Source organism: Stutzerimonas sp. C6.4V, from assembly GCF_058536345.1.
Map to the genome: position 1 here is coordinate 2,689,220 of NZ_JBZUBM010000001.1, position 13,413 is coordinate 2,702,632.

Annotated in this window: 10 protein-coding genes; 8 read left to right on the forward strand and 2 right to left on the reverse strand. The window is 64.4% G+C overall.

Annotated features, from left to right (window positions below; all coding sequences use genetic code 11):
• The first annotated feature begins 47 nt into the window (after nt 1-47).
• Entirely contained in the window at nt 48-1,403 is a 1,356-nt protein-coding gene (locus tag AC4LFW_RS12580; protein ID WP_491819406.1) for an 8-oxoguanine deaminase, read from the forward strand.
• Here the strand turns inward: AC4LFW_RS12580 and AC4LFW_RS12585 are convergent.
• The gene (locus AC4LFW_RS12585; protein ID WP_491819407.1) at nt 1,400-1,915 is read right to left on the reverse strand and encodes a nucleoside 2-deoxyribosyltransferase; all 516 of its coding nucleotides are present in this window, start codon (nt 1,913-1,915) and stop codon (nt 1,400-1,402) included. The genes AC4LFW_RS12580 and AC4LFW_RS12585 overlap by 4 nt on opposite strands.
• Nucleotides 1,916-2,248: 333 nt before the next feature.
• Between AC4LFW_RS12585 and AC4LFW_RS12590 the strand changes: the two genes are divergently transcribed.
• The 6 genes from AC4LFW_RS12590 (at nt 2,249) to guaD (ending at nt 10,808) form a co-directional block, all read left to right on the forward strand.
• Entirely contained in the window at nt 2,249-3,331 is a 1,083-nt protein-coding gene (locus AC4LFW_RS12590) for a BMP family ABC transporter substrate-binding protein (protein WP_423704436.1), read from the forward strand.
• A 137-nt stretch (nt 3,332-3,468) separates the two neighbouring features.
• Entirely contained in the window at nt 3,469-4,443 is a 975-nt protein-coding gene (locus AC4LFW_RS12595) for a 2-oxoglutarate and iron-dependent oxygenase domain-containing protein (protein WP_491819408.1), read from the forward strand.
• Nucleotides 4,444-4,612: 169 nt separating this feature from the next.
• On the forward strand, nt 4,613-6,064 hold the full coding sequence (gene xdhA, locus AC4LFW_RS12600) for a xanthine dehydrogenase small subunit (RefSeq protein ID WP_491819409.1): 1,452 nt from the start codon (nt 4,613-4,615) through the stop codon (nt 6,062-6,064).
• Nucleotides 6,057-8,453, forward strand: coding sequence for a xanthine dehydrogenase molybdopterin binding subunit (xdhB, locus tag AC4LFW_RS12605; RefSeq protein WP_491819410.1), 2,397 nt, complete (start codon nt 6,057-6,059; stop codon nt 8,451-8,453). The genes xdhA and xdhB overlap by 8 nt, the downstream gene beginning before the upstream one ends.
• A gap of 101 nt (nt 8,454-8,554) precedes the next feature.
• Entirely contained in the window at nt 8,555-9,415 is an 861-nt protein-coding gene (xdhC, locus tag AC4LFW_RS12610; protein WP_019406759.1) for a xanthine dehydrogenase accessory protein XdhC, read from the forward strand.
• Between the two features lie 88 nt (nt 9,416-9,503).
• Nucleotides 9,504-10,808: a guanine deaminase gene (gene guaD / locus AC4LFW_RS12615; protein WP_491819411.1), complete on the forward strand. Its 1,305-nt coding sequence runs from the start codon at nt 9,504-9,506 to the stop codon at nt 10,806-10,808.
• Nucleotides 10,809-10,924: 116 nt separating this feature from the next.
• Here guaD and AC4LFW_RS12620 read toward each other — a convergent pair whose 3' ends face one another.
• Entirely contained in the window at nt 10,925-11,674 is a 750-nt protein-coding gene (locus tag AC4LFW_RS12620; RefSeq protein WP_491819412.1) for a GntR family transcriptional regulator, read from the reverse strand.
• A gap of 359 nt (nt 11,675-12,033) precedes the next feature.
• Between AC4LFW_RS12620 and AC4LFW_RS12625 the strand changes: the two genes are divergently transcribed.
• A complete protein-coding gene (locus tag AC4LFW_RS12625; RefSeq protein WP_491819413.1) occupies nt 12,034-13,380 on the forward strand; it encodes an NCS2 family permease in 1,347 nt (448 codons plus the stop codon).
• Nucleotides 13,381-13,413 lie beyond the last annotated feature (33 nt).

Consider the following 13,413-nt stretch of genomic DNA (forward strand, 5'->3'; position numbering starts at 1 on the left):
GCATAACTGAGCTGGCAATTCTGAACTCAACTCAGGAGAAGCCGGCCATGACTGCCAGCCGCATCTGGATCAAGAATCCCCTCGCCCTCTACACCGCCAACGATCAGAAGGCCCCAGGCGGGCTCGTCATCGAAGGAGGCGTGATCGCCGAACTGCTCGATGCCGGGCAGACACCTTCGGCACCGGTCGACAGCACCTTCGACGCCTGTGAGCACGTCGTGCTGCCGGGCTTGATCAATACCCACCACCACTTCTACCAGACCCTCACCCGCGCCTGGGCGCCGGTGGTCAACCAGCCGCTGTTTCCCTGGCTCAAGACGCTCTATCCGGTGTGGGCGCGGCTGACCCCGGATCGCCTGATGCTCGCCAGCAAAGTGGCGCTGGCCGAACTGCTCCTGTCCGGTTGCACGACGGCAGCGGACCATCACTACCTCTTTCCGGACGGCCTGGAAAACGCCATCGACGTGCAGATCGATGCCGTCCGCGAACTGGGCATGCGCGCCATGCTGACCCGCGGCTCCATGAGCCTGGGCGAAGCCGATGGTGGGTTGCCGCCGCAGCAGACCGTGCAGACCGCCGAGGCCATTCTCGCCGACAGCGAACGCCTGATCGGCCGTTATCATCAGCGCGGCGCCGGGGCGCAGATCCAGATTGCGCTGGCGCCCTGCTCACCCTTCTCGGTTACGACGGAAATCATGCGCGCCAGTGCGGCAATGGCCGACGACCACGACGTTCGCCTGCACACCCACCTGGCCGAGACCCTGGACGAAGAAGCGTTCTGCAAGCAGCGCTTCGGTTTGCGTCCCGTGGATTACCTCGACAGCGTCGGCTGGCTGTCCAGTCGAACCTGGCTGGCCCATGGCATTCACTTCAATGAAGACGAGATCGCCCGCCTGGGCGCCGCCGGCACTGGCATCTGCCACTGTCCAAGCTCGAACATGCGCCTGGCCTCGGGCATCTGCCCGACCATCGCACTGGAAGCGGCGGGAGCACCCATTGGTTTGGGGGTCGACGGCTCGGCCTCCAACGATGCTTCCAACATGATGCTCGAAGCACGCCAGGCGCTGTTCATCCAGCGCCTGCGCTACGGCGCCGAGCAGATCACGCCGGAAAAGATGCTCGGCTGGGCGACACGGGGCTCCGCGCGACTGCTGGGCCGAGACGACCTGGGCGAGCTGGCGGTGGGCAGACAGGCCGACCTGGCGCTGTTCAAGCTCGACGAATTGCGTTTCTCCGGCAGCCACGACCCGGTGTCGGCGCTGTTGCTGTGCGGCGCGGATCGCGCCGATCGCGTGATGGTCGGCGGTCGATGGCAGGTGGTCGATGGCCAGATCGAAGGGCTGGACGTGGCAGGCCTGATCGCCGACCACCGTCAGGCGGCACGCGACCTGATCGCCGGTTAAGGCCGGCCCAGCTCGTCGGCCATCCTTCGCAATGCCTGGCGCGGCCCGCCTACGCTCAGCGTGGCGGGCACGGCCAGCATCAGGTTGAGCGGCAGATCGAAGGCTTCGAGATGCAAACCGTCGCAATCGACGCCGGGCAGCCCGCAAAACTGCGGATGCGCGCGCTGCAGCCGCTCGGCATAGCTGCCCTGGCCGTCCAGGTAACCGAAAACCGGCTTGCCCCGCGCAATGGCGTAGCCCACTTCGAAGCTGGTGCCGCTGTCGGGCTCACCGCCACGAAAGAAATTCAGATCGGCGAGCACCGCATCGGCTTGGTCGAGCAACTCGAGATTGGCCCGATAGATCCACTGCGCCTGTTCGCGAGGCGCCTGGATATCGTCAGGCACCAGCTTGTCCAGCGGGTAGAGGCCGACGAAGCCGAACTCTGCACACACGGCCTTGAGCCGTTCGCCGTGCTCACGCGCGTCAGGCCGAAACACGCCGGGACCGGCGAGGTAAATCGTCAACGTCATTCTGTTCATTCCCCTGGCCGATCAGGCTGCACACCGCTCGGCCGAATGCCTGGAGCACTCCAGCGCCAGGATCACCCGGCAGAGCGCAGCCGCCACTATACCGCGGCATCGCGCCGGCACGATTGCCGCGAAAAATCAGCGTGGGCAGCGCACCAAACTGTGGCATATAGTTCGGCGCCTGCACCGCGCCGGACCGAAGCGAGCCTGGTTTCAAGGCGCCCCGTCATCGCCAGCCGGCGGCCACCGAGTTCTGTCCAGTTGGTCAGCTTTTTGCAAATCCTCTGGCAGCCGTTCGGCGGACCTATAACGACACGCAATTGGAGCGACACCTCAATGCAGAACACCACAAGGAAATCCCTGCTTCGCGGTATTGCCGCAGCCATCGGCCTGAGCACGGCCCTGTCCGCCTCTGCGGCCGACCCGCTTAAGGTGGGCTTCGTCTACATCGGCCCCATCGGCGACCACGGCTGGACCTACCAGCACGAGCAGGGCCGCAAGTACATGGTCGAGAAGCTCGGCGACAAGGTCGAGGCCAACTTCGTCGAGAACGTCCCCGAAGGAGCCGACGCCGAGCGTGTGATCCGCAACATGGCCAAGAGCGGCTATGACCTGGTGTTCACCACTTCCTTCGGCTACATGAACCCGACCGTGAAGGTCGCCAAGCAATTCCCCAAGGTGACCTTCGAGCACGCCACCGGCTACAAGCAGGCGAAGAACCTCGGCACCTACCTGTCGCGCTCCTATGAAGGCCGCTATGTCGGCGGCTTCCTCGCGGCGAAGATGACCAAGACCAAGAAGGTCGGCTACGTCGCCTCCTTCCCGATCCCGGAAGTCATCCGCGACATCAACGCCATCCAGCTGGCCCTCGACAAGTACAACCCCGGCACCGAAATCAAGGTGGTGTGGGTCAACTCCTGGTTCGATCCGGGCAAGGAAGCCGATGCGGCCAACGCGCTGATCGACCAGGGCGCCGACGTGATCTTCCAGCACACCGACAGCCCGGCGCCGATTCAGGCCGCCGAGCGTCGTGGCGTCTACTCCGTCGGTTACGCCTCGGACATGCAGCACTTCGGGCCGAAGGCGGTGCTGACCTCCATCGTCAACGACTGGGGCCCGCACTACACCAAGTCGGCGCAAGCCGTGATCGACGGCAGCTGGAAATCCGAAGACTTCTGGGGTGGCCTGGCCGAAGACACCATCAGCCTGCCGATCAGCGATCTGGTTCCGGCTGAGGTGAAAACCGAAGCCGAAACCATCATCGCCAGCATCAGAAGCGGTGAATTTCATCCCTTCACCGGCCCGATCAAGGACCAGGCCGGCACCGTGCGCATCGCCGAAGGTCAGACTGCCTCGAATGGCGACCTGGCATCGATGAACTACTACGTCGAAGGCATCAAGGCCGATATGCCGAAGTAAGCGTACCGCGCCGGCGATGGCCGGCGCGTTGCGCAATTGCAGTGCCGTCCCGCCTCCGGGCGAACCGCACGCAGGGGGCATTGCCCTCGAAGGCCGCCGGTACGAGAAGACCGGCGGCGCCGTACCCGGAGTCAGCCATGAATTCACTACCCATCATCGATATTTCCCCGCTCTATAACGCCGACGAGGCCGGCCATCTGGCCGTCGCCGAGGCCATCGACCGCGCCTGCCGCGAGTGGGGCTTCTTCTATATCGAGGGTCATCCGATCAGCGCCGAGCGCATCGCCACGCTGAGCGAGCATGCCCGCCGCTTCTTCGCGCTGCCGGCCGAGCAGAAGCTCGAGATCGACATCACCAAGAGCCAGCACCACCGCGGCTACGGTGCCGTCGCCACCGAGCAGCTGGACCCGAACCAGCCGTGCGACCTCAAGGAAACCTTCGACATGGGGTTCCACATGGCGGCCGACCATCCCGAGGTGCTGGCCGGCAAACCGCTGCGCGGGCCCAACCGTCATCCGCTGCAGATCGAAGGCTGGACCGAGCTGATGGAAGGGCACTACCGCGACATGCAGGATCTCGCCTGCACCCTGTTGCGTGCCATCGCACTCGCCCTGGGCATCGAGCGGGACTTTTTCGACAAGCGCTTCGTCGAGCCCATCAGCGTGTTCCGCATGATTCACTACCCGCCCCGGCAGACCGCCACCAGCGCCGACCAGCAAGGCGCCGGTGCGCACACCGATTACGGCTGCGTCACCCTGCTCTATCAGGACCAGGCCGGCGGCCTGCAGGTGCAGAACGTCAAGGGCGAATGGATCGACGCCCCGCCCATCGAGGGCACCTACGTGGTCAACATCGGCGACATGATGGCCCGCTGGAGCAACGACCGATACAAGTCGACGCCGCACCGTGTGGTCAGCCCGTTGGGCGTGGATCGCTACTCCATGCCCTTCTTCGCCGAGCCACACCCGGACACCGAGATCGCCTGCCTGCCCGGCTGCCATAGCAGCAGCAACCCACCGAAGTACCCGGCGACGACCTGCAGCCAGTACATGCTCTCGCGCTTCGCCGAGACCTACGCCTATCGCCGCGAGCAGCAAACGCTGCCCGCCTGAGCCAGACTGACATCATGTTCAACCCACCTGGATGGCCGCTTCGTAGGGCCATCCGGACTGCGCTTGTCGGCCGCGTTGACTTTTGAGTCAGGAATTTGTTGACCGAAAAGTCAGATAACGCTAATTTCCACCGCCAGAGCCCAGAACAACAATTTCCCGGAGGCCCGCCTTGATCCAGTTTCTTCTCAATCGAGAACTGCGCCGTGAGCAGACGCTCGATCCGAATACCACCGTGCTGCAGTACCTGCGCGAACACCGCGGCAAATCCGGGACCAAGGAGGGCTGCGCCTCCGGTGACTGTGGCGCCTGCAACGTGGTGGTCGGCGAGCTGGTGGGCGATCGTCTGCGCTATCGCACACTCAATTCCTGCCTGACCTTCGTCTCTGCGTTGCACGGCAAGCAGCTCATCAGCGTCGAAGATCTCAAGGACCAGGGCCGTCTGCACAGCGTCCAGCAGGCGATGGTCGACTGCCACGGCTCGCAATGCGGCTTCTGCACGCCGGGCTTCGTCATGAGCCTGTTCGCCTTGCAGAAGAATCGCGGCGACGGCGTGCAGACCTACGATCCACATCAGACCCACGAAGCCCTGGCCGGCAACCTCTGCCGCTGCACCGGCTACCGGCCGATCCTCGAAGCCGCCGAGCAGGCCTGCGGCAACCGCCAACCGGACCAGTTCGATGCCCGCGAAGCCGAGACCATCGCCCAGCTCAAAGCCATCGCCCCGCGTGAAATGGCCGAGCTCAGCGACGGCGAAAAGCGCTGCCTGTCGCCGCTGACCGTCGCCGAACTGGCCGAGGTCTACGCCGCCAATCCCGATGCACGGCTGCTTGCCGGTGGCACCGACCTGGCACTGGAAGTCACCCAGTTCCATCGCGAGCTGCCGGTGATGATCCATGTCGGTCAAATCACCGAGATGAAGCAGGTCCAGATCACCGGCCACCATATCGAGATCGGTGCGGCCGCACCGCTGACCGACTGCTACGCCGCGCTGGCCGCCGAGTACCCGGATTTCGGCGAGCTGCTGCAGCGCTTCGCCTCCCTGCAGATCCGCAACCAGGGCACGCTCGGTGGCAACATCGGCAACGCCTCGCCCATCGGCGACTCGCCGCCGCTGCTGATCGCCCTGGGCGCCGACGTTGTCCTGCGCAAGGGCGCCAGCAGCCGCACCCTGCCGCTCGAGGATTACTTCATCGACTACAAGGTCACCGCGCGCCAGCCCGGGGAATTCATCGAGAAGGTGCGGGTGCCGCGCGCCACGCCGGATCGCCTGTTCCGCGCCTACAAGGTCTCCAAGCGTCTGGACGACGACATTTCCGCCGTCTGCGCCGCCTTCGAACTCAGAATCCTTGACGGCGTGATCGACGAAGCGCGCGTCGCCTTTGGCGGCATGGCCGCCATCCCGAAGCGCGCCATGAATTGCGAACGCACGCTGATCGGCGCCGCGTTCGATACCGAGACGCTTGAGCGGGCCTGCACGGCGCTCGAAAAGGACTTCACACCGCTCACCGATTTCCGTGCCAGCCGCGAATACCGGCTGCTGGTCGCACAGAACCTGCTGCGCAAATGCTTCCTCGAACAGCACGCGCCAAAGACCGAGACGAGGGTGACCGCTTATGTCTAACCACAGCCCTGTACGCACTCAAGACGAAATCGCCGCCCTTTTCACCGCGGATCTGGTCACCGGCGTCGGTCGCAGCGTCAAGCACGACAGCGCGCCCAAGCATGTCTCGGGCGAGGCGGTGTACGTCGACGACCGGCTGGAGTTTCCCAATCAGCTGCACGTCTATGCCCGCATGAGCGAGCGCGCCCACGCCCGCATCGTCAGCATCGACACCAGCCCCTGCTACCAGATCCCAGGCGTGGCCATCGCCATCACGGCGAAGGACGTGCCGGGCCAGCTGGACATCGGTGCCGTGATGCCCGGCGACCCGCTGCTGGCCGACGGCAAGGTCGAGTTCATCGGCCAGCCGGTGATCGCCGTGGCTGCCGACAGCCTGGAAACCGCACGCAAGGCGGCCATGGCCGCGATCATCGAATACGAGGATCTGGAGCCGGTGCTCGACGTGGTCGAGGCGCTGCACAAGAAGCACTTCGTGCTCGACAGCCACACCCACAAGCGCGGCAACTCGGCCACCGCCCTGGCCAGCGCGCCGCGTCGGCTGCAGGGTTCGCTGCACATCGGCGGGCAGGAGCACTTCTACCTGGAGACACAGGTGTCCTCGGTCATGCCCACCGAAGACGGCGGCATGATCGTCTATACCTCGACGCAGAACCCCACCGAGGTGCAGAAGCTGGTGGCCGAAGTGCTCGGCGTACCGATGAACAAGATCGTCATCGACATGCGCCGCATGGGCGGCGGCTTCGGCGGCAAGGAAACCCAGGCCGCGGGACCTGCGTGCCTGTGCGCGGTGATCGCGCACCTCACCGGTCGGCCGACCAAGATGCGCCTGCCGCGCATGGAAGACATGACCATGACCGGCAAACGCCACCCGTTCTACGTCGAGTACGACGTCGGCTTCGACGATGACGGTCTGCTGCACGGCATCGAGATCGATCTCGCCGGTAACTGCGGGTACTCGCCGGACCTTTCCGGCTCGATCGTCGACCGCGCCATGTTCCACTCCGACAACGCCTACTACCTGGGCGACGCCACCATCAATGGCCATCGCTGCAAGACCAACCTCGCCTCGAACACCGCCTACCGCGGCTTCGGCGGCCCACAGGGCATGGTCGCCATCGAGGAGATCATGGACGCGGTGGCCCGCGAGCTGGGCAAGGACCCGCTCGAGGTGCGCAAGCGCAACTACTACGGCAAGACCGAGCGCAACGTCACCCACTACTACCAGACCGTCGAGCACAACATGCTCGAGGAGATGACCGCCGAGCTGGAAGCCAGCAGCGACTATGCAAAGCGACGCGAAGATATCCGCGCGTTCAATGCCGCAAGCCCGATCCTGAAGAAGGGCCTGGCGCTGACGCCGGTGAAGTTCGGCATCAGCTTCACCGCCAGCTTCCTCAACCAGGCCGGCGCGCTGGTGCACGTCTACACCGACGGCAGCATCCACCTGAACCACGGTGGCACCGAGATGGGCCAGGGCCTGAACACCAAGGTCGCCCAGGTGGTGGCCGAGGTGTTTCAGGTCGACATGGACCGCATTCAGATCACCGCGACGAACACCGACAAGGTTCCCAATACCTCACCGACCGCGGCATCCAGCGGTACCGACCTCAACGGTAAGGCGGCCCAGAACGCGGCGCAGACAATCAAGCAACGCCTGATCGAATTCGCCGCCCGGCATTACCAGGTGACCGAAGAAGACGTGGAGTTCAGGAATGGCCAGGTGCGCATTCGCGACGAGTACGTTTCCTTTGACGAGCTGATCCAGCAGGCCTATTTCGGCCAGGTCTCGCTGTCGTCCACCGGCTTCTACCGCACGCCGAAGATCTACTACGACCGCAGTCAGGCCCGCGGGCGGCCGTTCTACTACTTCGCCTATGGCGCGGCCTGCTCGGAAGTGATCGTCGATACCCTGACCGGCGAATACAAGATGCTGCGCAGCGACATCCTGCATGACGTCGGCGCCTCGCTGAACCCGGCCATCGACATCGGCCAAGTCGAGGGCGGCTTCGTCCAGGGCCTGGGCTGGCTGACCATGGAAGAGCTGGTCTGGAACGACAAGGGCAAGCTGATGACCAGCGGTCCGGCCAGCTACAAGATCCCGGCGGTGGCGGACATGCCGCTGGATCTGCGGGTCAAGCTGGTGGAGAACCGCAAGAACCCCGAGGACACCGTGTTCCACTCCAAGGCCGTGGGCGAGCCGCCGTTCATGCTCGGCATCTCGGTCTGGTGCGCGATCAAGGATGCGGTGGCGAGCCTGGCCGACTACCGGGCGCAGCCGCAGATCGATGCTCCGGCGACCCCCGAGCGCGTGCTCTGGGGCGTGGAACAGATGCGCAAGTTGAAGCAGGCGGCGAGCAAGTCTGCGGCAACGGAGACCACCCCGGCCTGACGTAGGGTGGACAACGCTTTGCTTGTCCACCCTTGGCGCAACACGAACGTCCCGGTGGCGACGCTTTGCACGCGCCACCGGGCGATACGAAGGACAGAACCATGAGCAACACGGCCTGGATCGAAGCACTCGCCGACCTGCAGCAACAGGGCGAACCCTGCGTGCTGGTGACCATCATCGAGGAGCGCGGCTCGACGCCGCGCAATGCCGGCTCGAAGATGGTGGTCAGCCGTGAGCGCCTGTACGACACCATCGGCGGCGGCCACCTGGAGTACAAGGCCCAGCAGATCGCCCGTGAAATGCTGGAAAAGCGCAGCCGTGACACCCGCCTCGAGCGCTTCTCCCTCGGCGCCAGCCTCGGCCAGTGCTGCGGTGGCGCCACGGTGCTGCTGTTCGAGCCCATGGGCCAGCCACAGGCGCATATCGCCGTGTTCGGTGCCGGGCATGTCGGGCGCGCGCTGGTGCCGTTGCTGGCCAGCCTGCCGTGCAAGGTGCGCTGGATCGATTCGCGTGAAAACGAATTTCCCGCCGAGATTCCGCGCGGCGTGGAAAAGGTGGTCAACGACGATGTGGTCGAGGAAGTGGATAACATGCCCGCCGGCAGCTACTTCATCGTCATGACCCACAATCATCAGCTCGACCTGGAACTGACCGCCGCGATCCTTTCGCGCAACGATTTCACCTACTACGGGCTGATCGGCTCCAAGAGCAAACGCGCCAGGTTCGAACACCGTCTGCGGGACCGCGGCTTCCAGCCGGAGACCGTGCAGCGCATGCGCTGCCCGATGGGCATCGCCGAGGTGAAGGGCAAGCTGCCGGTGGAGATCGCCGTGTCCATCGCCGGCGAGGTGATTGCCACCTACAACGCGCATTTCGGTGAAAAGGGTGGGGAGAACGCCGAGGACGGTGAAAAGCCGGTACCGATGCTGGTCCCCGCTTCGCGCCGCGCCCAGACCAACTGACCACCCGACATTGTTGCAGGCACGCCCTTCGGCGGCGGCCTGCCCATGTCAACGCGTCACCCTCATACAACGATTTTCGAGAGTCACCATGCCAAGCACCAAAGCCTACCGTGCCGCCCTGCTCCACTGCCTCGCCGACCCGCGCGAAGTGGGCATCGAGCAATCCCATGAATACTTCGAGGACGGCCTGCTGGTCGTCGAGGACGGCAAGGTCGCGCGCATCGGCCACGCCGCCGAACTGCTGCCGACCCTGGCGGCCGGCACCGAGGTTGTCGAATACCCGGACGCGCTGATCACTCCGGGTTTCGTCGACACCCATATCCACTACCCGCAGGTCGGCGTCATCGGCTCCTACGGCGCGCAGCTGCTGGATTGGCTGGAAACCTACACCTTCCCCAACGAGGGCCGCTTCAGCGACATGGCCCACGCTCGCGAACAGGCCGAGCTGTTCCTGGGCGAGCTGCTGCGCAACGGCACCACCACCGCGCTGGTGTTCGGCACGGTGCACAAGCAGTCGGTGTACGCCTTCTTCGAGGCCTGCGAGAAGCGCAATCTGCGGATGATCGCCGGCAAGGTGCTGATGGACCGCAACGCCCCGGAGTTCCTCACCGACACCGCCGAGTCCGGCTACGCCGACAGCCGCGAGCTGATCGAGCGCTGGCACGGCAGGGGCCGTCTGCACTACGCCGTCACCCCGCGTTTCGCCCCGACCAGCACGCCGGAGCAGCTCACCCTGGCCGGCAAGCTGTTCGCCGAATTCCCCGACCTGTACATGCACACCCACATCTCCGAGAACAAGCAGGAGGTCGAGTGGGTCAAGGAGCTGTTCCCCGAGCGCAAAGGCTATCTGGACGTCTATGACCACCACGGCCTGATCGGCCCGCGCTCGGTGTTCGCCCACGGCATCCACCTGTGCGACGACGAGTGCAAACGCCTCGGTGAGACCGGCTCGGCGGTGTCGTTCTGTCCGACCTCCAACCTGTTCCTCGGCAGCGGCCTGTTCGACCTGGCCAAGGTGGAAGGCTTCGGTGTGCGCGTCGGCCTGGGCACCGACGTCGGCGGCGGCACCAGCTTCTCGCAGCTCGCCAGCCTCAACGAGGCGTACAAGGTGCTGCAGCTGCAGGGTCAGAAGCTCGACGCGTTCAAGGCACTCTATCTCGCCACCCTCGGCGGCGCGCGGGCGCTCTATCTGGACGACCGGATCGGCAACCTGCAGCCGGGCAAGGAGGCCGACTTCGTGGTGCTCGACTACAAGGCGACGCCGCTGATCGACTATCGCCTGAGCCAGGCGACGACCCTGCAGGAAAAGCTCTTCGCCCTGATGATCCTCGGCGACGACCGCGCGGTGAAGGAAACCTTCGCCGCCGGCGTCTCGGTGCATCGCAAGGGTTAAGACGCGCCGGGGGCCCTGCGGGATGGGAAGCGAGATGCCCTCTTCCACACGGGGCACTGACCAAACCCCAAGTCTGGCCAACTGCTGCAACGCGTGGATGGCTTCGGCCATCCACGCTACGCGCGGGTCTTTTTCTTCGCCAAGGTCAAGTGCGAGAACACGGCATGCAGGTCGTCCGAAGCGCCGTCTTCGTCGAGGTTGAGCTTGCTGTCGATATGATCCATGTGATGCATCATCAGGCTCACTGCCTTGTCGGCATCGCGTGCAGCAATGGCGTCGATGAGCTGGTTGTGCTCGTCGTACGAACAGTGCGAACGGTTGCCGCTTTCGTACTGCGCGATGATCAGGGAGGTCTGCGATACCAGGCTGCGCTGGAAGCTCACCAGCGGTGCATTTTTCGCAGCCTCGGCCAGCTTGAGGTGAAACTCACCGGACAAGCGGATACCGGCTCCGCGGTCGCCGCGGGCAAAGCAGGCCTGCTCGTCCTTGACCATCTGCCGCAGCTCGCTGAGTTGCTCAGCACTGGCATGCTGTACCGCCAACTCGGTGATGGCCCTCTCCACCAGGCGACGGGCGAAGAAGATCTGGCGCGCTTCCTCGACACTCGGGCTGGCCACAACGGCCCCACGATTGGGTCGCAGCAGCACCACGCCCTCATGGGCCAGCCTCGACAGTGCGCGCCGGATGATGGTGCGGCTGACGCCGAAGATCTCGCCCAGGGCTTCCTCACTGAGCTTGGTACCCGGGGCCAGCCGTTGTTCAAGAATGGCGTCGAAGATATGGGCGTAAACGATGTCGTCCTGGGTCCCGGTGCGGACCTTGCCGCTTCGCGTCGGCTTCTTCAAAGGCTGCAACTGTTCGTTCATGGTGACTCGCGTCGGAAATGTCGGCAGACCGAACTTTACTGCCTTTCAGGCCCTGCCTGGCAGTAGGCGGCGCGCAAACAGCGAAATAAAACGAAAATAATTGTGCACAATCAATACGCTGCGATTCTCAGCTAGGCGCACAGCCAAACGCGGGCCTTATGATGCCTTAGATGGGCCCTGCCCCGAACCGCAACCACCTGGCATCAAATCAATTTGCATTTTTTGTATACAAACGCATAATCGCGACAAGCCTTCCTGACCTTTCGGTCAACAAACCGAACAGGACGCGCCCTCACCATCACCTGCCCTCAAGAGCGCCGCTCTGGGTGATAGACAACAAGAACGATGAGGAACACCTTGTGGAAAGCACCAAGCAGGAACAGGCGGCCCTCGGGCTGCAGCCGAAGAATCCCGGCTGGCTCGATCGAATCTTCAAACTCAGCGCACACCGGACCAGCGTCAAGACCGAACTGCTCGCCGGCCTGACGACCTTCGTCACCATGGCCTACATCATCTTCGTCAACCCGAACATCATGGCCGACGCCGGCATCGACCACGGCGCCGCCTTCGTCGCGACCTGCATCGGTGCGGCGCTCGGCTGTCTGTTGATGGGCCTGTACGCGAACTGGCCGGTGGGCCTGGCCCCAGGCATGGGCCTGAACGCCTTCTTCACCTACACCGTGGTTGGCGAGATGGGCTACAGCTGGCAGATCGCCCTGGGCGCGGTGTTCATCTCCGGCGTGCTGTTCATGATCATGAGCCTGTCGCGCATCCGCGAATGGCTGCTCAACAGCATCCCCATGAGCCTGCGCTTCGCCATGGGCGCCGGGGTCGGCCTGTTCCTCGGACTGATCGGCCTGAAGACCGCCGGCATCGTGGTCGACAGCCCGGCCACCCTGCTCACCATGGGTTCGTTCGGCGAGCCCACCGCCCTGCTCGCCGCGGTGTGCTTTCTGATGATCGCGGTGCTCAGCCACCGCAACGTCTTCGGCGTGATCCTGCTGAGCATGCTGGTGGTCACCGGTATCGGCTGGGCGATGGGACTGGTCGAGTACAACGGCCTGGTGTCGATGCCGCCGAGCCTGGCGCCAACCTGGTTGGCGATGGACATCGCCGGTGCACTGAATGTCGCGATGGTCAGCGTGATCCTCGCGTTTCTCTTCGTGAACATGTTCGACACGGCGGGCACGCTGATGGGCGTTGCGCACCGGGCTCATCTGGTAGACGAGGACGGCAAGATCCAGAACCTGTCCCGCGCGCTGAAAGCGGATAGCACATCCAGCGTAGTGGGGGCGTTCGTCGGCTGTCCGCCGGTGACCAGCTACGTGGAAAGTGCCTCCGGCGTCGCCGCGGGCGGCCGCACCGGGCTGACCGCGGTGACCGTCGGCGTGCTGTTTCTGATCGCGATGTTTTTCGCCCCGCTGGCTGGCATGATTCCCGCCTATGCCACCGCAGGCGCGCTGATCTATGTGGCGATGCTGATGATGAGCGGCATGGCGCATATCGACTGGAAGGACCACACCGACACCATCCCGGCGATCGTGACCGTGGTGATGATGCCGCTGACGTTCTCCATCGCCAACGGCATCGCCCTGGGCTTCCTGACCTACGCGACGCTGAAGCTGCTCACCGGGCAACGCGACAAGGTCTCGATCAGCCTGTATGTGTTGTGCGTGATATTCGTCGCCAAGTTCGCCTTTCTCTGAGCGAGGCGCGCATCACCGCCCCGTCGCGCCGCG

Coding starts and splice junctions, on each gene's coding strand:
- xdhC (WP_019406759.1), top strand. CDS start 8,555: ATGAGCAACACGGCCTGGATCGAAGCACTCGCCGACCTGCAGCAACAG.
- xdhB (WP_491819410.1), top strand. CDS start 6,057: ATGTCTAACCACAGCCCTGTACGCACTCAAGACGAAATCGCCGCCCTT.
- AC4LFW_RS12580 (WP_491819406.1), top strand. CDS start 48: ATGACTGCCAGCCGCATCTGGATCAAGAATCCCCTCGCCCTCTACACC.
- AC4LFW_RS12585 (WP_491819407.1), bottom strand. CDS start 1,915: ATGACGTTGACGATTTACCTCGCCGGTCCCGGCGTGTTTCGGCCTGAC.
- guaD (WP_491819411.1), top strand. CDS start 9,504: ATGCCAAGCACCAAAGCCTACCGTGCCGCCCTGCTCCACTGCCTCGCC.
- AC4LFW_RS12590 (WP_423704436.1), top strand. CDS start 2,249: ATGCAGAACACCACAAGGAAATCCCTGCTTCGCGGTATTGCCGCAGCC.
- AC4LFW_RS12620 (WP_491819412.1), bottom strand. CDS start 11,674: ATGAACGAACAGTTGCAGCCTTTGAAGAAGCCGACGCGAAGCGGCAAG.
- AC4LFW_RS12595 (WP_491819408.1), top strand. CDS start 3,469: ATGAATTCACTACCCATCATCGATATTTCCCCGCTCTATAACGCCGAC.